The 20,159-nt window shown below is 41.1% G+C and carries 19 protein-coding genes; 3 read left to right on the top strand and 16 right to left on the bottom strand.

Translation table 11 applies throughout. The features are described from left to right. Entirely contained in the window at positions 1-675 is a 675-nt protein-coding gene (locus tag ACKLNX_RS09675; RefSeq protein ID WP_411692637.1) for an OmpA family protein, read from the bottom strand. Between the two features lie 556 nt (positions 676-1,231). Between ACKLNX_RS09675 and yeiP the strand changes: the two genes are divergently transcribed. Further along, positions 1,232-1,798 carry an elongation factor P-like protein YeiP gene (gene yeiP, locus ACKLNX_RS09670; protein WP_411692636.1) on the top strand — a complete coding sequence of 189 codons (567 nt, stop codon included), beginning with the start codon at positions 1,232-1,234 and terminating at the stop codon, positions 1,796-1,798. A 73-nt stretch (positions 1,799-1,871) separates the two neighbouring features. On the opposite strand, the gene ACKLNX_RS09665 is transcribed toward yeiP, so the two are convergent. The 14 genes from ACKLNX_RS09665 to ACKLNX_RS09600 all read right to left on the bottom strand — a co-directional run bounded on the left by ACKLNX_RS09665 (position 1,872) and on the right by ACKLNX_RS09600 (position 14,442). After that, the gene (locus tag ACKLNX_RS09665; RefSeq protein ID WP_412972203.1) at positions 1,872-2,480 is read right to left on the bottom strand and encodes a hypothetical protein; all 609 of its coding nucleotides are present in this window, start codon (positions 2,478-2,480) and stop codon (positions 1,872-1,874) included. Positions 2,481-2,540: 60 nt separating this feature from the next. After that, a complete protein-coding gene (locus tag ACKLNX_RS09660) occupies positions 2,541-3,500 on the bottom strand; it encodes a chemotaxis protein CheV (RefSeq protein ID WP_412972202.1) in 960 nt (319 codons plus the stop codon). Between the two features lie 207 nt (positions 3,501-3,707). Further along, positions 3,708-4,004, bottom strand: coding sequence for a transcriptional regulator (locus ACKLNX_RS09655; protein WP_411692633.1), 297 nt, complete (start codon positions 4,002-4,004; stop codon positions 3,708-3,710). After that, the gene (locus ACKLNX_RS09650) at positions 3,995-4,474 is read right to left on the bottom strand and encodes a hypothetical protein (RefSeq protein WP_412972201.1); all 480 of its coding nucleotides are present in this window, start codon (positions 4,472-4,474) and stop codon (positions 3,995-3,997) included. The genes ACKLNX_RS09655 and ACKLNX_RS09650 overlap by 10 nt, the downstream gene beginning before the upstream one ends. A 134-nt stretch (positions 4,475-4,608) precedes the next feature. Continuing rightward, entirely contained in the window at positions 4,609-6,063 is a 1,455-nt protein-coding gene (locus ACKLNX_RS09645; RefSeq protein WP_412972200.1) for an ABC transporter permease, read from the bottom strand. Continuing rightward, on the bottom strand, positions 6,060-6,803 hold the full coding sequence (locus tag ACKLNX_RS09640; RefSeq protein WP_412972199.1) for an ABC transporter ATP-binding protein: 744 nt from the start codon (positions 6,801-6,803) through the stop codon (positions 6,060-6,062). Before ACKLNX_RS09640 ends, ACKLNX_RS09645 begins: the two co-directional genes overlap by 4 nt. Continuing rightward, complete coding sequence (locus ACKLNX_RS09635; RefSeq protein WP_412972198.1) at positions 6,800-7,741, bottom strand: Dyp-type peroxidase; 942 nt, start codon at positions 7,739-7,741, stop codon at positions 6,800-6,802. The genes ACKLNX_RS09640 and ACKLNX_RS09635 overlap by 4 nt, the downstream gene beginning before the upstream one ends. A gap of 3 nt (positions 7,742-7,744) precedes the next feature. Continuing rightward, positions 7,745-9,451 (bottom strand): gamma-glutamyltransferase, encoded by a 1,707-nt coding sequence (ggt, locus tag ACKLNX_RS09630; protein WP_412972197.1) that lies wholly within the window; start codon positions 9,449-9,451, stop codon positions 7,745-7,747. A 177-nt stretch (positions 9,452-9,628) separates the two neighbouring features. Continuing rightward, positions 9,629-10,414: a substrate-binding periplasmic protein gene (locus tag ACKLNX_RS09625; RefSeq protein WP_411692627.1), complete on the bottom strand. Its 786-nt coding sequence runs from the start codon at positions 10,412-10,414 to the stop codon at positions 9,629-9,631. 333 nt (positions 10,415-10,747) lie between these two features. Beyond that, positions 10,748-11,170 carry a hypothetical protein gene (locus ACKLNX_RS09620; RefSeq protein ID WP_412972196.1) on the bottom strand — a complete coding sequence of 141 codons (423 nt, stop codon included), beginning with the start codon at positions 11,168-11,170 and terminating at the stop codon, positions 10,748-10,750. A gap of 7 nt (positions 11,171-11,177) precedes the next feature. Next, a complete protein-coding gene (locus ACKLNX_RS09615; protein WP_411692625.1) occupies positions 11,178-11,867 on the bottom strand; it encodes an alpha/beta fold hydrolase in 690 nt (229 codons plus the stop codon). Positions 11,868-11,977: 110 nt separating this feature from the next. After that, positions 11,978-12,382, bottom strand: coding sequence for a cytidine deaminase (locus tag ACKLNX_RS09610; protein ID WP_411692624.1), 405 nt, complete (start codon positions 12,380-12,382; stop codon positions 11,978-11,980). Positions 12,383-12,756: 374 nt separating this feature from the next. After that, positions 12,757-14,073, bottom strand: coding sequence for an ammonium transporter (gene amt, locus ACKLNX_RS09605; RefSeq protein WP_411692623.1), 1,317 nt, complete (start codon positions 14,071-14,073; stop codon positions 12,757-12,759). Between the two features lie 30 nt (positions 14,074-14,103). Continuing rightward, positions 14,104-14,442: a P-II family nitrogen regulator gene (locus tag ACKLNX_RS09600; RefSeq protein WP_411692622.1), complete on the bottom strand. Its 339-nt coding sequence runs from the start codon at positions 14,440-14,442 to the stop codon at positions 14,104-14,106. Between the two features lie 437 nt (positions 14,443-14,879). Here ACKLNX_RS09600 and ACKLNX_RS09595 point away from each other — a divergent pair, with 437 nt between their 5' ends. Together ACKLNX_RS09595 and hpf are read left to right on the top strand one after the other, a co-directional pair. Beyond that, positions 14,880-17,084 carry a putative bifunctional diguanylate cyclase/phosphodiesterase gene (locus ACKLNX_RS09595; protein ID WP_412972195.1) on the top strand — a complete coding sequence of 735 codons (2,205 nt, stop codon included), beginning with the start codon at positions 14,880-14,882 and terminating at the stop codon, positions 17,082-17,084. 152 nt (positions 17,085-17,236) lie between these two features. After that, positions 17,237-17,593, top strand: a complete 357-nt coding sequence (gene hpf, locus ACKLNX_RS09590; RefSeq protein ID WP_412972194.1) for a ribosome hibernation-promoting factor, HPF/YfiA family — start codon at positions 17,237-17,239, stop codon at positions 17,591-17,593. 134 nt (positions 17,594-17,727) lie between these two features. On the opposite strand, the gene mrcB is transcribed toward hpf, so the two are convergent. Beyond that, a complete protein-coding gene (gene mrcB, locus ACKLNX_RS09585; RefSeq protein WP_411692894.1) occupies positions 17,728-20,046 on the bottom strand; it encodes a penicillin-binding protein 1B in 2,319 nt (772 codons plus the stop codon). Positions 20,047-20,159: the final 113 nt, after the last annotated feature.

Raw genomic sequence — 20,159 nt, 5'->3', positions numbered from 1 at the left:
TTACTGAGCAATTGGCAGAAGGGTAATTTCAACTCGTCTATTTAGCTCTTTACCCTCAGCAGTATTATTATCAGCTATAGGCTGTAATTCACCAAAACCAACAGCATCTAATCTATCCGCCAGCACGCCTGCGTTGCTCAAATAATTAGAAACAGATTGAGCACGTTGCTCTGATAAATTTTGGTTAAGTGCAGTGGAACCTGAACTATCTGTATGACCGGCTACGACAACTAAGGTCTTATCAAATTCTTTTAACACTAGCACAACCGAATCCAAAACCGACAGAAAGCTAGGAGCTATATCGCTTTTGCCAGAGTTGAAAGTAATATTGCCTGGCATAACTAAGTTGATGTTGTCTCCATCACGCACGACACTCACACCTGAACCTCGAAGTTGTTTTCTTAGCTCTGCTTCTTGAGTGTCCATGTAATAACCAACCCCACCACCAATTGCTGCGCCACCAGCTGCTGCCTTTAGAATGCGTTGGTTTCTTTTTCTAACATCATCTTCATCTTTGTTAGCTAAATAGGCAATTAATGTTGCAACACCAGCACCTATACCCGCTCCTTTTGTTGCGTTGCTAACTTCCTTATCACCCGTGTAAGGGTCATAAGTTGCGCAGCTTGTTAATGCTAAACATGTGATTACCGAAAGAGAAAGTGTAGTTAGTTTCATTGAGTTCCTAATGTAATTATTTAATGTATGTTTTAGAGAAGCAAAGAATACCTTTGCATCCTTGTGAAGAGTGCTCAGTATATCAAATGAGCAAACTTAAGTGCTACTGTTCGATGATAATAAAGTTTGATATTATTTTAGGTCTTAAACGGCCCTTTAGAGGCAGTTTCCTGACGTATTGAATACCTTTATATTTCATACATCCTAGGTCATTCCCACGAAAGTGGGAACCCCCAAAACAGCATAGATAATTAAAAAAAGAGGGTTATTTCAATAATATAAAACCTATTGTTATCGAAACATTTCTTAAATAGTTGGAGGTCACCGCCTTCGCGGTGATGACGGTGGGAAGTTTTAGGTGATGACGGTGGGAAGTTTTAGGTGATGACGGTGGGTAGTTTCAGATGACGGTGTGGGAAGTTTCAAATAACATGTTGGATGCATTGCGATAAGCATATAATGATGTGTTGCGATTCGTAAATGTTATATTATGCAGATATACCGTTTTTGTTATTTAAAAAACTGAATTTGAAGACTGCTATTAACGAGACCAAGAATGCCAAAAGCTAGTGAAATTAAAAAGAATGCCGCCATTGAGCACAATGGAAAAGTATATTTTGTAAAAGATATCGCCAAACTGACACCAAGTGGAAGAGCTGGTGCTAGCTTATATAGAATGCGATTGTATGAAGTAGCAACAGGCGCTAAAGCAGACGAAAGTTTTAAAGCTGATGAAATGATCAATACTGCTGAATTCAATAAGCGTAAAGTGAGCTTCTCTTATAACGATGGTGAAGAATATGTGTTCATGGATAATGAAGATTACACACCTTTTTCACTAGACAAAGAAACCATCAGCGATGAGCTCCTATTCATCACAGAAGAAACAACGGGTCTTCAAGTATTAATCGTGGATGATAAGCCTGTAGGTATTGAATTGCCTGCATCTGTCGACCTCGTTATCACCGAGACAGACCCTTCAATCAAAGGAGCTTCAGCAAGTGCCCGTACTAAACCCGCAATCTTATCTACAGGCCTAACGGTACAAGTGCCTGAGTACATTTCAACGGGTGAGAAAATCAAAGTAAATACAGCTGAAGCAAAATTTACTAGTAGAGCATAAGGTAGCTTAAGCTAACTAAAACGACAGCCTTACTCGCTGACATAACGCCAGCGAGTAAGATATTTTCATCATATTAATCTGCATAACCCCAAGGAGCTTTCGGAGCTTTGACTGGCTTGGTTAAATCAAATTTCACTCGAAACTCTCTGCCCTCTCTCACTAATCGATAAGTAAAACTCTCTTCATATATAAACATCTGCCAAGTATTACCATTTGATTGTGGAATGCCAGAACGCGTGAACAACTCTTTAGAATATTGATCAGCAGGGAACGATTGAGCCTGAGCATAACCAGCATCAACTGTATGGCCACCATACATGGTTGATTTATCATCACTACCATCTGGGTTTCTGTGGTCATGCTTTAAACTTAAACCACTACCCGTTTTAGTGATAATCCAAGTGCGCGACGCATCATCTCCAACATGAAATGGAATTTGCAACTCTGTGTCAGTGCACTTCCTAACATGCATCACTAGCTTCTGCGCAAAGGCATCACTCGGATCATTGTCGAAAACTACCTTTCCTTCAAATGCCTTGCCGCAATGCATAGCAATGCTATCAAAGAAATTATCATGGCTTGGAATTGATACTAAAGGCGCGGGCTTAATAATAGTTGAAGCTGCAAGAGGGAGACTTATTGCAATACTAAAAATAAGAACAGATTTAAGAGCTAAGTTCATGAATATAATAACCTTATCGTTGACGATTAAGCTTAGGTTATTGTATTTAAGGAGAAAAGCCTAGTTTTCCTTTTGAATATCTATTAATTCACGCATTCTATCTTGCACAACCTCTACTAGTAAATCGGGCTGAAATTTAGAAATAAAGCGGTTACAACCCACTTTTTCGACCATCGCTTCGTTAAAACTTCCGCTTAATGAAGTGTTGAGAGCAATAAATAAATCTGACATTCTTTCATCTTTCCTAACTTCAGAGGTTAAACGATAGCCATCCATCTTTGGCATTTCTGCATCAGTAAACATCATCAAAATTTCATCGGTGACTTTTTTCCCGTCGTCAGCCCAAGCTTGTAATAATTTGAGGGCTCTTAAGCCGTCCTTTTCCTCGATGACCTCAATTCCCAATTGTGTCAATGTTTCCCTCACCTGCCATCGCGCAGTGGCTGAATCGTCTACAATTAGGACTTTCTGACCGATCAAACTTTCCTTGATATCTGCATCGAGAATACCTTCGGTGATGGTCGTGTCATACTCAATGATTTCAGAAAGCACCTTCTCCACATCTATAATTTCTACCAATTCCATGACACCGTCGTTTTCAACCCTAGTAAATGCTGTTAAGTAATTATTTTTGCCTGCAGAGGTTGGAGGTGGCTGAATATCTGACCAAGAAGTATTGACTATATTCATTATTTGCCCAATCAAGAAGCCCTGCACACTGCGATTGTATTCCGTAATGATCACGTTCTGGGTTTCGTAGTTCTCATTGTTTTTGTTCAGTTTAATCGCTGTTCTCAAATCGATAATGGGGATAGATTTGCCACGGTAATTGGTAACGCCTTTGATATGCGCATGTGAGCCTGGCATTTGATTTACTTTAGGGATGGTAATAACTTCACGTACCTTGAAAACATTAAGTGCAAAAGTGTGGCGCGAACCTAGTTTGAACAACAATAACTCTAGTCGATTCTCACCGACTAATTGCGTTCGTTGGTCAACGGATGACATTAGGTTGGACATGACACTCTCTTGAAAATGAAAAAGGCTAAAAACGACATTCAGAATACTATTATAGTGTATCGCCCGTAAATGCGCCTTTATTAGCTATTTTTGTGATTCTTTCACCTCAAGCCATCGTGCCGTTCCATTAGTTGTCATCACACCCTACTTTTAACTTCACAAGCTAATATGCCGAAAAATCGTCTTATAGCTTGAGAAAGTCAATTATTAGGGCTTTCCTACTATCTCATGCAAGGCAAGTAAATGTTCACTGTATGCTTTTCTTCCTGCAGTTGTTAAAGACAACCAAGTACACTTGCGCCCCATATCAGAGCCCTTTTTTTGCTTAACATATTGTGCATCCTGCAACGCTTTAAGGTGCTTAGACAAGACTGAATCACTGACTTCTAATCTTTCCCTGATCACTTTAAATTCCATTTCTACGGCAGCAGCCAATATTGCACAGATTTGTAAACGATTTTGCGCATGGATAAGGGGATCAAAAATACCTTCACTCATCTGCATTTACTCGCTTTTTTGAATTCCCCAGAAGGGTAGTAGTGAAGAAGAAGGGCCAATCCTATGCCTGCGATGAAACCACCCACAAATGGCGCCACATACATGCCACTCTCGCTCAAATATCTTGTTAACACGAAAGTTGCCATAAAGAATACCCCCGTTACAGCCTGAAAAAAGAATTCAGCTTTGCTTTTAGGCAGAATCTTTGGGTTCATACCCAACAGCCTGCTTCGGTATAAATATAAAAATACAGCTGAGCTAAATACAATGGCAGAAATAATAAACCCTAGCATCCATAGATTTTCATGACGCGTTGATGACCATGAAAAGATCATCATGCCATAAGCACTTGAAGTAATAAGGTTGAGCCATAATGGCATTCTCAAAGAAGCAGTTGTATCTCGGTCAATATCAACAAGTGAGTCGAGGGCAGACTGTGCTTCAGAAGGGGTGATGTTATTGTTGTCGTTTTGCATTTTCCGACATCCTTTAGTTTCCAATGTGGAAAGTAGCATATACCTAACTTTCCATGTTGGCAAGTTATTTCTTTCCAATATGGAAAGTAAAGTTATTTAACTAACTTTGGGACTTTACTCATCACTTAAATTTCTTAATTTAATGAACGCGCATTCCTATATGCACCAATGCTTGGCAATAAGGTAATAACAAAAGTTGCTAGCAGGACAACACAGATAACCCAAAGGGTATCAAGGGATAGAATATTTGCGCTGATAGATAAACCGTATTCACTTAACAAGTAGTCACTACCAATTAAAATAAAGCCCATTACGGATAATAGCGAAGCTAAACAGGCAACAAAGGCAATACTTAAAGCTTCCAATTGCAACAACCAAAAGACAAAGCTGGGTTTCGCACCCATGACTCTGAATACCCTAATTTCTGATTTTCTTTCTCGAAGAGAGGCTAGAAGCATCGTACTTAACCCTAATAAGCTTGCAACGAGTACAGCTGCAGAAATAACCCTAAGCACATTTTCCACTGCACCGACCAAACGCCATAGTTCGGCAAGAGCAAGGCCTGGAATAATGGCTGAAAGCGCTTCCAGCTTGTCTTGATTGACTTGACGTTGTACTTGCAGTACTGCAATCCTTGATTTAAGCCCTAGCATGAATGCAGATATTTGTGTGGGTTCTACTGGCGCAGCTTCACTCACGGTTTCGTACGCCTTCTCATTCACATCCTCAATCACAATTGCGTGGCCAGAGTTGTGGCTTGGCTCATGCTGATGGAAATCTTCCTCTTCGTTTTCATGCTCATGCTCCTGCTCATGCTCATCAAGCTCTGCGGTCTTTTTTAAGCTAGGTCGAGAAAGTGACGGGAACGATTGGCTTGATTTAGGTTTTGCATGAATGGACTCAATTGCATTCAAGCCAACATGTAAGGCCTGATCAACTGGCGTTCCCGTGTACTCTAAAACACCCACAACTGTAAATGGGTGCTCGGCATGGTGACTAAAGCTAACTTTCCCCAAACCATGAGAAATAGTGATTTTGTCACCCACTTTATAGTTTAACTGCTTAGCGGTATCAGCCCCGATCACTGCGTCAAAATGCGTTGCGATTGCATGGGAATGCGTGCTTTTTTGAGCAGGCCCGCGTGTTGAAGTATTTCCTTGCAAGGCACTCTCTTGAAATTTACCACCGGCTTGAAAATCAAGTGGGCGTTTATCACCAAATCGATAATATTCAAAATAGTCGTTCGTGGTACCAATAACCGCGAAACCTTTGTGCGAATCACCGAGAGTTAGAGGAATAGCCCATTCAACTTGAGGGTTTGAGATAATTCTTTGATAACTGTCCCAACTGACTGAATTGGCATTTGCACCAACACGAAATACAGAACTCAACAACAAGTTAATTTGGCCTGTGCGCCCGCCTACAATGAGGTCAACGCCTGATACGGTTCTATAGAAACTACTTTTGGCTTCTTTACGAATATGCTCAATGGATAATAATAATGAAACACTAACAAACAAGGCTAAAAACATCAGAAAAACTGACATTCTGCGATGTATAAGGCTTTGCTTAGCGACATGCAGAATCATAGTACCTGCCCTCTACTATCCTCTGCATCGTTGACTTTATTTATGTCCGCCATTGATTCAACGCGCTCAAAATGTTGTGCCAAGGACATATCATGACTCACGAATATTAAGGCAGCTTGGGAGCGTGTTGCAGTATCAATCAGTACTTTCATAAATGCGTCTTTAGCTGAAGCATCGAGTGCGGAGGTTGGTTCATCTACAATTAACAATTCTGGCTGATTGATAAGAGCGCGAGCAATGGCAACTCTTTGCTGCTGACCAACACTCAATTCGCCTGCTAATTCATCGAGGCATTGAGGGGCTAATTGCAAAGCTTCTAGCAGTGAAAGTACTTTCGATCGCGATTCCATTTTAGATAGAGTTTGTTTGTCATCTGCGAAGTGCATCGCCAACTTGATATTATCTAGTACGCTCAAATAAGGGACTAGGTTAAAAGCTTGGAAAACGACACCGATATGTTTTGCTCTAAAGCGGTCTCTCTCGCTATTTTTTAAACGGGACAGATCTTGTCCTAAGATAGAAACGTTACCCTGCTGCGGTGCAAGAATACCCGAAAGCAAATTTAATAAGCTACTCTTCCCGCACCCTGACGGCCCGTACATGAAGACATGCTCTGATTTAGCCAAACGCCACTTTTTGATATTAATGATGGGTTTATTCACGACATAAGAAAATGCCAAAGAATCTACGTCAACGGCTAGTTCCCTCTCAGAGTTAACTTCAAGTCCTGGCTTGCTCAAAAAGGTATTTTCCCATCGTCATATTCTTTTGCGTGGCGTTTTATGAATTGAATAGAAGGTGCAAAAAACGCAGCGCCCGTTTCAGCGTTTGAGTAGTCGAGCAAACGATCATAGTGGCCCATTTCATCACCAAAGATGCGACTATGTAATAAGTCTCTGAACGATTTACTGCTATTTGCACAGCTCACAAAAAAGAGGCCTTGCATTAGCATGTCACCGTAAGGCATGCTTTGTTTTAACAAACTTGGGTATTCACCATTTGGTCCAGTCAACTTCGTTCGAAAGCTGTGAGAAGAGCGGCCACTGTCAACTAAAGGTAGGTTATGTTCTTTGGTCTTTCCCATGATGATTTCTTGCCTGCGCAATGCCAAGGCATTCCAACGATTCATATCATGTCGATAACGCTGAATATGGATATAGCTACCGCCGGTATATTCAGGATCATTGTCTCCCACAATCGCAATATCGAATTTTTTCATGCCTCTCGGATTGTCTTCACCATCAAGAAATCCTGTTAAGTCACGACCATCTAAGTATCGGAATGCGCTGACTTGTTCAACCAACTCAACATGCACGCGCAGTAAATCGAGCACTTCAATACCCACGGCGTGGCAAATATCCAAGCGGTCGGCTCTAATTTGTATAAAAAGGTCACAAGGCAATATTGGGGCGCAACGATCTTCACACTGCATATCTGGAAAGCCGACTAACTCTTGAGGTTTACTATGCGGATATATTTCTGACCAAAAACTAGAGCCTATCGCGATAACACCGGAAACCATTGCTTCATAATGCTCGTCGTCGAAATGCTCAAATAAGTCGAGCAAGCGAGAAAGCTTTTCGCGCATGGCTGGAAAGTCGTCGTCGACAACGTTAAACAGCAAATATTGCGCATGCAAGTTTGGCTCTGCGCAAACACCCTTTTGCGGTTGACTCATTAATTAATATCCCGCGGCTTGACCGTCTTTTCGAGTTTCAGATGCACCATAATATACTTTGTTTTTATCGTCTAGCATGATTGCTTGATAGCCACCGAAAGCACCCGACACATCTTTGATAGTATGGCCTTTCTGCAGTAAGTCACGACGCGTTTTTACAGAGAAGCCTGATTCCAAACTGATATAGCCGCCGTCTAACATAACATCTCCCTCTGGTGAGCTCGAACCTGTATGCAGAATGCGTGGCGCATCACCGGCCTCTTGTAAATTCATACCAAAATCGATCATATTAACGATTATCTGAGCATGCATTTGTGGTTGAGTACCGCCGCCCATCACACCAAAGCTCATTAAAGGCTTGTTATTTCGAGTAACGAACGCTGGAATAATTGTATGGAACGGACGTTTACCTGGCTCTAGAGCATTGAAGTGGTCTTTATCCAAAGAAAACATTTCACCACGGTTTTGTAGCACAAAGCCCAGATCGGTTGGGATCATACCTGAGCCCATTCCTCGATAGTTACTTTGTATCAAAGACACCATGTTACCTTGTCTATCCGCTACCGTGAGGTAAATTGTATCGCCATCGTGTTTACCAGCATCCACCCGCTTTGCAGCCTGATTTGGATCGATCAGTTTTTGGCGCTTTTCTGCATAGTCTTTGGATATTAGCCAATCCACTGGAATTTGGTTGAAGTCAGGATCGGCATAAAACTTAGCGCGGTCTTCAAAAGCCAGTTTTTTAGCTTCCACGAATGTATGCACAAATTCGGCACTGTCTCTGCCCATGCTCTCAAGATCGTATAACTCCAACACATTGAGAATTTGTAGCGCTGCAATACCTTGTCCATTCGGTGGTAATTCCCAAATATCGTAACCGCGATAATTACTAGAAACAGGCTCTACCCAATTTGATGTATGTGAGGCCATGTCTTGATAGTCGAGAAGTCCCTTTTGGCTTTGAATAAAGCCGCTGATCGTACGTGCAATATCTCCTTTGTAGAAAGCATCTCGCCCACCTGTTGCTATTTTTTCATAAGTGGCGGCCAGATTAGGGTTTTTGAAAATCTGTCCTTTTTTGGGCGTTTTGCCATTGATGGTAAATGTTTCTGTAAAGCCAGGGTAATGGCCAATTCGCTTTTGATTCATTTCAAAGTAGTAAGCGATTACTTCTGACACAGGAAAGCCATTCCGCGCATAATTAATGGAAGGTGCTAGTAGTTCCTGCATCGACTTTGAGCCAAAGCGTTTATTAAGCATAAACCAACCATCTACTGCGCCAGGCACTGAAACCGGAAGTGGTCCAAATGCTGGTATTCTGTCTAAACCTTGCTGAGCAAAATATTCTCTAGTAAGCCCTTTCGGTGAGCGTCCTGAGGCATTCAAGCCATATAACTTCTTCGATTCCGCATCCCAAACGATCGCAAATAAATCGCCTCCAATACCGCTACCTGTGGGTTCAACTAATCCTAGAAGTGCATTAGCTGCAATCGCTGCATCAATGGCATTGCCACCGCTTTTTAAAACGTCCAGAGCAACTTGAGTCGCCAAAGGTTGACTTGTTGCCGCCATGCCGTTTTGTGCAATGACTTCCGAGCGGCTAGCGAAGGTTTCGCCCGTTATACGATCATATGCAGTGGCCTTACCAACAAGCAATGTCAGTGAAATGGTAGAAAACAGAATAATGGTAGATTTGATCGACTTAAACATTCAGCACTCTTCTTGTTTGTAGTTTGAAATTTAAAGTTTGATATAGACGATATAGTGACACAGTGTAACGCTGATTTGCGTCAAGTGCGAAAAGGAATTTTTGCTCAAAGCCTCTAATCAGCTAAAGTTAATAATTTGCCCAATGAGGAATTTGTTTAAATGGGTGTTACACAAGGCTTATCGTTTTATTTCAAGCCCGTGACTCTTCAGAATTTTGTCCAGATCGCCAGACGTTTTAATCTGTTTTATTGTTTCGTTTATTTCAGGCAAATAAGGGCTATTCCTTTTATTAAGACGCATCTTTAGATGCCCTTTTGAATGCAGCGCCGTGAATGCTATTTCGACATCATTTACTTTAGCCCAGTGCTTTGCAGTTTCGCCTTCTAAGATAATAGCCTTGAAACGCCCGTGTTTAAGCCCTTTTAGTAATGTATTCTCGTCGATAAAATCAACCCGTGTAAATTTATCGTCATCGAAATAGAAGTAACCCCCTATAGTGCCCACGCTGTGGCCATATATAGAATCTAGTGTAGGGAATAATTCTTTGTTTTTCTTTAGCGTGATCACATATTCATTAATCTCGAACAACTCATCGCTTAACATAAAGTTATCGCCAATGTTGCCATTGGGGAACCACTCGCTACAAATAAAGTCAAAATCAACAACGCCTTGAATTAACGACTGCTCTGCACGTTTCATGGGAAGGTGAACGGACTGGTAATTGATGGTTGAATATGACTCCATCAGCTCGATTAAATCCGCCAGTATGCCTTTTTCACCCTCTTCGTCGCCAATTCTATAAGGAACCCAACCGCCGTCCGAGCCTAAGTCAAAGAATAAAGTTGGTTTTTCTAGTTTTTCAGATTCTACTGTTTGTAAGGTATCTGCGGTAACAGGCCCTGCGAGGAAAGTGAGGTTAAACAGTAAAACAACAAATGTGATAACTAGTAGGGATTTTGGCAAATCTATATCATCCTTTTTAACGTCAGCTTATGCTATAAGCAAAAGGGTGCAGAGGAATTAGAACATCCTACCAACTGCGTATACAACATTGTACGAATAATAAACTACATTGCTTAGCTAGGCAATATAAACACATTTATACCCGCAAGTTCTGCTAAGCCGATAAAACCTACTTTACTTTATAAAACTAGATTTAAAGGCGATAAGCGTTAAGCCAAAAATGAACAAGCCGAAAACGGCAGGGTTTGGTATTGTCGAAATGTTGCTTTCACTCAATCTAATGCCATCAATTGATTGATACGATGAGTATTCAAATAGCGCACGAAATTCTATTTAATGACTAGTAGAAGTAGCAGTAAAGCTTAGCATTTCATTAAACCAGCCTGTACCTATGGGCAACACCGCACCATTACCAATGATATTGCCATCGACAAGCACCTGTATCGCATTTGCCTCTGTAAAACCAAAATCATATCCAAAATTCGCATGGTACCAAGAGAGATCATAATTAAAACCAATAGAAAACCCGGTCACCACTTGACCAAACGATTCCAAAGTACCACTTAAGCTTGCCATTCCTACCCATGTTGAACCATCAGGAGAGGCACTTGGTGTAGCAAGGAAGAATCCATTTCCAGCAAAGCCTACGTTACTATTTTCGTCCATAGTATCGGGAGATGGTGAGATTATATTCCATCCCGATGGCACGCCACCGTTATCGATAGTGTCTGTTAATGAGCCATTTATCGTTAACACTGCCGTTTTATTCTATTAAATCAACCTGATCACTAGCCGTGTCGGTCTGCAATCCAAAATGCCCCAATGAATAAGTGTAGGTAGCATCTTCATTCCAAATACGACTACTGTGAATACCATACACATAGCAGTTGCCAGTTGAACACACGATTTGATCGATGAAACTCTTCATTGAATATACTTTGTTACCTAAAGGCACGCCATAAAGGCTGTCAAGGAATGGACTGCTGATTGATAATCCATATCGACCACAAGTGCTATTCCAAACGTTATATGGGTAAACACCGCAACTACGTAATCCTAGCATTGCGCCAGCGACGCCCACAAAGGTATCGACATATGACGAGGCAGCCAATTTATCAATTTGCTGTGCAGCCAAAGTCACGCCCATCGAATGACCAATGATGTCAATTTTGCCAGTACAAGAATTATTAATTGCATTGATTATTGCGGTGCGAACAGGTGTTTCTTCGCTGCCGGAGTGGTTGTTGCAAGTTGGACAGCTCTTCGAGCCCCAATTGGGTGTGTATATTTCACTGCTAGAATAGCCTCGAGAATACAATTCGTTGATCGTATTATTCCAGCTTGAAGGTGAAGCGGTATTTCCATGTACCAATACGACGTTGTCTTTGCATGCAGCGTTGGCTGTGCCAAGTGATAGTAATAATAAACTAATAGTAAGGTAGAAATGTTTCATAGCCGTCTCTTTATGTTAATTTGGTGTTAACGAGATTAGGCGTAATTGTAAATTATGACCATAGTACTTTGGTACGCAGGGTTTGAATCAGATCGAGACCTATTAATTTATCAGCTCAGATCAAATCTGTTCGGCAGTAAATGACCCAAAGTACTTTTCCATTCTTTGTTTAGTGCTTCGTTTACACATAGCACAGGAGCTTGCTCATCCTGCATAAACTCTGTCACAACTTGTCGACATGCTCCACATGGTGAAATAGGGTCACTTTGATTAGACATGACATATAGAGCAGTGATAGACGTCATTCCATTGGTAACAGCCATTGAAATAGCAGAGCGCTCGGCACACACGGTTAGGCCGTATGATACGTTCTCTACATTTACGCCATAGGCAATACACTCTTTGCCTTCCACTTCATATACCACTGCTGCAACTACTTGCACGCCTGAATAAGGGCTGTGGGAAAATGTTAAACGTTGCTTTAAGCCTTGGATGATTTCTTGTTTATTTGGCATTTTTGTTCATTCTTAAACTAAATTGTGTTGATTGGAAAACCAACACATAAGGAATATTTTTTCTTACTATACGCAAAGTTTCGCCAATGATGAATTATCTTTATATTTTGTATTTAAATTAGACGTTTCACTTAAACAATTTATTAAGAAATACTTAAGAAAATTAGAAATATTCGATAACAGATGGCACTTGTTTCTGATAATTGAAAAGCGCTTGTGTTTCAGGGGGATTAGTACGTTTCAGTTTTGAGGAAGTGAATGAAGTAGGAAAATAAGATGCAAATCTTAGGTGTGTTTCCTATTAGTTGACTGGTCAGAAAAGATGAATACAGAGCTAGTGAACGAACACTAGCTCTGTAATACTTCAGGTTAGATTATTGACGACTTATAGTGAAATCAGGATATGCTTCCAAACCACACTCGCTTACATCTACGCCTGCAAACTCTTCTTCATCGCTCACTCTGATCCCCATGATTGCTTTCAACGCCAACCATACAATTAGACTAGCTATAAAGACCCAGAAGAAAATAGTGAGGGCGCCTACTAGTTGACCAAGGAAGCTTGCACCGCCTGTCTCTCCAGCAGCTACATCGACTGTTAATGGATTAGTAAATGGCACAAGCATGAGACCTAAAAAGCCAACAACACCGTGAACTGAGATAGCTCCTACCGGATCATCAATCTTCAATTTATCTAAAGCTAGTATGCTACCAACCACTAATATACCGCCCAATGCGCCAAACAATGTGGCTTGTAAAGGTGACGGCGTTGAAGGCTCGGCAGTAATTGCAACCAAACCAGCAAGAGCACCATTTAATGCCATTGTAAGGTCCGCTTTGCCAAATAACACTCTCGCTAAGAGCAGAGCAGCAACCAAACCACCAGCAGCAGCCATATTAGTATTCATGAATACCACGGCAACTGAGTTTGCGCTTGCGACACTTGCTGTCGCTAATACAGAACCACCATTGAAACCGAACCAGCCCATCCACAAAATGAATGTACCAAGTGTTGCTAAGGGTAAGTTTGCACCTGGAATAGCGTTAACTTTTCCATTTGCACCGTATTTTCCTTTACGAGCACCAAGTACCAAAACACCAGCTAAAGCCGCAGCGGCACCCGCCATGTGAACAATACCAGAGCCAGCAAAGTCAGAGAAACGAAACGCTGGCATCCAATCAGCTGCTGCGTCATCAGGTACTGGAGCACCAAGATTGTACAAACCAAATACATCAGCACCGCCCCAAGTCCATGAGCCTTCCAGAGGATAGATAAAGGCAGTTAGCACAACGGCAAAAGCGAGGAACGCCCAGAGCTTCATTCGCTCAGCTACTGCGCCAGAAACGATTGACATTGCTGTGGCAACAAAAACCACTTGGAAGAAAAAGTCAGCGGAAGGTGCGTAAGCTGCAGGCTCTTCAGCACCCGTTGCTCCGTCGCCTACAATATCTTGAAGGAAGAAACTAAAATCACTTCCACCATACATAATGCTATAACCGCAAATCATGTACATAATGCATGAAATTGCATAAAGAGAGATATTCTTAGTTAAGATCTCAGTCGTATTTTTCGCGCGTACAAGGCCGGCTTCTAGCATGGTAAAACCCGCTGCCATCCACATAACCAATGCGCCGCAGATTAAAAAATAAAAGGTATCTAGTGCGTACCCAAGCTCAAATGTGATTTCCATTGTTGTTCTCCGTTTATCTAATTGCGCGACTTATAAAGCGTCTGCATCTTCTTCGCCAGTACGAATACGTACCGCTTGTTCTAAGTCATAGACGAAAACTTTTCCGTCACCAATTTTGCCTGTTTTAGCTGCGCTAACGATAGCTTCAAGTAAGCGCTCTACTTCTTCATCATTAACAGCTATTTCAAGTTTCACTTTGGGTAAAAAATCAACTTGATACTCGGCACCTCGATATAATTCAGTGTGCCCTTTTTGACGACCAAAGCCTTTCACCTCGGTGACGGTTAAACCGTCAATACCAATTTCAGAGATGGCTTCACGAACATCATCAAGCTTGAATGGCTTAATGATAGCGGTGACTAATTTCATAATGTGCTCCTGCGTAATTCAAATGAAAGATATGTTTGAATGGCACCATTCAAGAGCAGTGCCAAAAGTAAAAATCAATTAAAATCAAATAGATAGAATTTAAAAAACTCAAGATATTATGTTATAGAGCACCAAATTGGTGCAGCCATATGGATTCGCCCCAATAAGTCGCAGTAATCCGGGAGCTAGAAACACAGTTTATTTTGTCGCCTTGAAAGTGATGAGAAGTAAATTAAGCATATGAAAATCAAACAAAAGTTCGTTATTACTACTGTGTAAACTTGAATAGTGTTGTAACGAGTACCTTGTTATTGTTTTTGATGTTGACAGGCTAAGCTAAGCTAATACAATTGATAGCTGACTTAGAGACGGGTATCACAAAAGACTAGATGGATATTGGCCAGCTAAACAAACTTTTGTTTAATAACGAAAATATATTGACAAAAATTCTGCAGTCGACATCAAATGCTCAAGCATTGTCTCAGTTGTGCTCGCTTTTGGAAGGCAGTTTATCTACTAAAAATATAGAGTGTGCTGTTTTCGATATCGAGAAAAAAGTACTCATTAGCAGTACCAAACAACTCAAAGACAAGCCTGTTATTACGGCTTACCATCAGCATACTCATATCGTTCTAAACCAAATATCGTCAAATTCAAAAATGCCATTGCGGCCCATTTTAGGCAAAGCCGACTCACTGATAGAAAGTTTTGCAGATAACAGCCCCCTTTCCAGTGCACACCTTAATCAGGTTTGGTCATTGCCACTCATATCAATAAGCAAAGAACCAATGGGTTTGTTGTCTGTATTTGTTTCAGAGAGTGAGCAATTATCGGAAAATGATTTGGATTTCATTGCATTGATAGTGCATTTGATGGGAGCTGTGCAATCTAGGTTAAGCCAGCACGGCTCAAATCAAAAATTAATTGAGAAGTTAGAAGAAAGTAACCAAAAGTTTAGAGCATTTACGGAAGTCATGCCTGACTTGGCATTAATCATCGATGAAAATGGTGTTTATGAAGATGCATTCGGCTCACCCAATAATGTACTTTATGTTTCTGCTATAGAAATTTTAGGAAAGCGCGTTGTAGACCTTTTCCCCGAAGCTGAAGCACATCGAATTATGTCAGTTATCCACCGAGCGATTAACACAAACGAATTACAAGTTTATGAGTATTCTTTTGATAACCACGGCAATCCTGCAGATTTCGAAGGCCGAGTAATTCCCATTAATTCTGATAAATCGTCTGGAAATGAGATTAGACGAGTCTTGTGGATGGCCAGAGATGTCACCGTTGAAAAATCAGCCGCACTAAAAATTAAACAACTGGCTTATTTTGATCCGCTTACTCATTTGCCCAATCGTCGAATGTTCAACGAGAGACTGAAGGTTGTTGTTGAAAATAAAGCGCTCGTTCATGAATTTGGCGCCATTTTGTTTCTTGATCTGGACCAATTTAAACGCATCAATGATTCATTAGGTCATGCCGCGGGCGATCAGCTGTTAATTGATGTCGCAAACAGATTGCGCCAAGCATTGCGAAAATCAGATATTTTAGCTCGTATTGGCGGTGATGAATTCGTTATTCTACTCGAACAATTGGGCCAGAACGAGTTAGAGGCACAGCAAGAGATTTCAATTGTAGCTAAAAAGGTTCAACAAAGCCTTACTGAGAAATTCGAGATTGAAGATCTTGCTTTTCAGGTCTCCTGTAGTATTGGCATTTGTATCATCGACGGCCTGACTTCGGCTGAAAGCATTCTGAAATATGCAGACACGGCGATGTATAGTTCTAAATTGACTGGCGGTAATAGCTATAGTTATTTCGATCCGAAGCAACAAACCCTTTTAGACAGACAATTATCATTTGAGTCAGAAATAGTAAGAGCTATCGAAAAGCGTGAATTTTGTGCTTATTTCCAGCCTCAGCTGAATTGCAAAGGTCAAATTACTGGAGCAGAGGCACTCATTAGGTGGAATCATCCTGAAAAAGGCCTTATTCCACCCTATGAATTCATCCCTGTCGCAGAGCAGTACGGCCTGATCCAAGATCTTCAAGACATTGTTCTTCAGGATATTTGCGCACTGTTAGAAATACTCAACGCGCAAAACTTAATTAGTGACAGTTTTAAACTTTCCATCAATATAAGTCATTCGCAGTTCAAGGCGCTAAATTTAAAATCTTCATTAATGAGCACTATCCGTGATTATAAAGTCACTAGCTCTCAAATTAATCTAGAAATTACTGAAAGCATGTTGTCTCACGATATCAACAATACCGTGAAACAAATGACTGAAATAGAAGCTGAGGGATTCTCTTTTTCTATCGACGATTTTGGTACTGGTTACTCTAGCCTATCTTATTTACACGCTTATCCAGTTAATGAACTCAAAATTGATAAGTCCTTTGTTGACCGTATGCTTGAAAAGTCTGGTCTAAGTATTGTTGAAACGATAATTAGTTTGGCCAAAAACCTTGGAATGCAAGTGGTGGCTGAAGGCGTAGAGACAGAAAATCAAATAAACATGTTAAAAGAAAGAAATATCGATATTTTCCAAGGTTTTTACTTTGCAAAACCAATGATTTTAGCTGATTATTTGTTATGGCATAAAAGCCATAAAGTGACACTAGCACCACATTAGCCGCTTATTTAGTTGCGGCTTTTCAATTCAAATAAAGGAAATAAATTGGGTAATTATCAGAAAAACAGCACAAGACACCTTGTGTTTTGCTCATATTATCCCAAGCTATACTAGTAGGAAATAAAAAGTAACCAACGCAAAGAGGAAGTACTATGAAAATAAATGTTTCAGGTCATCACTGCGATATCTCCGAATCCGTCAATGAAGATATTCAGGAAAAGTTTGCTAAAATCGCCAATCATTTTCCAACCCTTGTTGCTATCGATGTTATCGTGACAAAAGAGCATGGTGAATATAGCGTCGAAATTGCCACTAAATATGAAGGTTCCAGTATTGGTGTGAAAGGAAAAGGTGACGTAATGTACCCTGCTATCTTCCAGGCCCGCAAAAAATTAGATGCTGCGCTCTCGCACCGCAAAGGACAACTAAAAGGTAGCTTGCACGAGAAGCCAAAAGTAACCACCCCAGAGATTGCGCACGAAATTATACAAGACATGGATTTGAACTAGCATCATTAGCTACGGCGAAAACATGTTTTAAAAAGTCCGCATGCTGTTAAAATTTCAATGATGCGGTAAATGCGAATTAGAGCTCTTAAATCAAATAAGGGCTCTTTTTTTTATCAGAGTCCCCTCAAGCTATCTTATTCCCCAAACAACTTATCCCAAAACGAACGAGGCTTTTTCTTTGGTTGAGTTTTAATTGACGGCTGTCCATTACAAGATTTTGCGTCTTCGGGCAAAGCACTCAATATTGCAGGGACACTCAACACTTCACCGCAGCCCGGCATAGAGAGTTCACCTGTCGTAGCATCAAAATGAGCTATACCTAAACCTTCTGGGAATCGGCGAGATAAATTCTTTGGCGATTGTTTCTTTTGAAAAGCGATGAATACTTGCATCGCTCCACTTGCCCCTGACAAGTTGATTGGCGTGTTATCATCAGCCCCCATCCAAACACTTGTAACTAGGTTTCTGTCAAAGCCTGCGAACCAACTGTCCCGATAATCGTTCGTTGTACCTGTTTTTCCGGCCATATTAATGTTTGGGAAGGCTGCTCTAACGGCTTTAGCTGTACCTTCTAGGGTAACTTTGTGTAACGCGTAATTAACGAGATAAGCCGCCGACTCATCTGCACGAACCTCACTTTCCACATTGCGCAAATACAGTACTTCATCATCGTTTGAAGTGACGGCAGTCAAAGCATGCAAATGATTTAGCACACCATTATTCGCAATGGTTTGATACATTTGGTTTACCTGCAAAGGCGATAAATCAATAGCACCCAAGGTCAGCGCGGGTAGTTGCGTGATATCTTTATCAACCCCTAAACGATTTATGGTATAGGCAACTTCATCTAGTCCAACTGCCATACCAAGTTTTACGCTAGGTACATTGTACGATTTACTTAAGGCCTCAATTAAGGAAACCTGCCCTCTGAATTGTTTATCCGAATTTAAGGGCTCCCAGTACTTGCCACCCGTACTTATCATTTTCACAGGCGTATCTTCTAGCATCGTCGCTAAGTTGTAGTGCTCAGGATCTTCTAATGCAGATAAATAAACGGCTGGTTTCACCAATGAGCCAATTGGGCGATAAGCATTCAACGCTCGATTAAAACCACTGAAAGAAGCTTCCTTCCCGCCCACAATGGCTCTTATTTCACCTGTTTTGACATCTGAAACAACCATTGCTGCTTCTAGCTTTGCTTGATTGCGTTTTTTAGCAATACTAGAAACCTGCTCCTTGAGGGCTGCTTCTGCACGACGTTGCGCGTTAATATCCAAAGTTGTATAAAGTTTAACGCCCGCTAATTGTTCAGAGCGTCGACTAATAACATTATTTAGCTCGTCACGAACTTTATCCATAAATGCGGGATGTTTACCACTTGCCAAACTCTCACTATTTGCCGTGTTAAGCTCTGAAGCCACATACTTTGCATAATTAGCACTGTCTATTTCATTTGCTTCAAACAATAAACGCAACACAACATTTCGGCGTTCGAGCGCTCGTTCCGGATATTTGCTTGGAGAGTAATATGAGGGACCTTTCACTAAACCAATCAGTGTAGCTATTTCAGGAACGTTAAGTTCAGCCAGTGGTTTGTCGAAATAAAAATGACTTGCAAGTCCAAATCCATGCACAGCAACTGCGCCGTTTTGCCCAAGAAACACTTCATTGATGTAAGCATTGATAATTTCTTCTTTTGAGTACCTCGCATCGATCACAATTGCCATTACGGCTTCTTTTGCCTTTCGAATATAGGAACGCTCGCGAGTAAGGAAAAAATTCTTGGCGAGTTGCTGCGTTAAGGTGCTACCACCTTGTACCGTTTTACCCGCGACAATATTGGCGAATAAGGCTCGCACGATTGAGCTTGGTGCAATGCCGTGATGTTGATAAAAGTCTCGGTCTTCAACAATGACCAATCCTTTTTGTAGAAGAGGTGGGATATCGTCACGATTCACTAACATCCGATCTTCTTCTAAACCATTGACCAACCTAGAGATCAGCCAAGGTTCTAAACGCGTTAGGGCAACTGATTTCGCCGTGGGATTTGGTCCCCTTCCAATTAAGTATTCAATTTTAGCAATTCGATCACCTTGCCATGTTAAGCGGATGTCTCGTTCAGGTTCAAAACCTTGCGGGAAATGAAAAGCACGGCGTTGAATGCGCAGCTGATTTGCATAAATCTGGTATTCACCCCTTAGTTTAGCGTTAGGCACTCTTCGGTAGCCCAATAACGTCAATTCATCTTGAACTTCATCAATGGTAATTTCTTGTTTGGTTTGAAGTGTTAATGGACGCGCAAATATTTGTGCAGGAACCTGCCATTTATTGCCTTCAAAGCGCTGTTTTACTTGTGCATCAACATAAATGAAATAGGCTACTGAAGCCGCTAGCGCAACAATAAAAAGCTTCCAAAAGTGGCGTTTCAACCATATGAATGGCAATAATGGTATTTCCTTGATCTTCAAAGCTTTCTAATTCTCTTATTGTTTTACTGCGTTCTATTGATGGGCGATGCGTTTCTATATGCAGAGCTTGTTTAATGCGTATTGGCGCTCAGTTTTTT

Source organism: Glaciecola sp. MF2-115, assembly GCF_047250385.1.
Classification (GTDB): Bacteria; Pseudomonadota; Gammaproteobacteria; order Enterobacterales; family Alteromonadaceae; genus Glaciecola.
The sequence above is the reverse complement of the archived record's forward strand: the minus strand, read 5'-3'. Positions and strand labels throughout refer to the sequence as shown.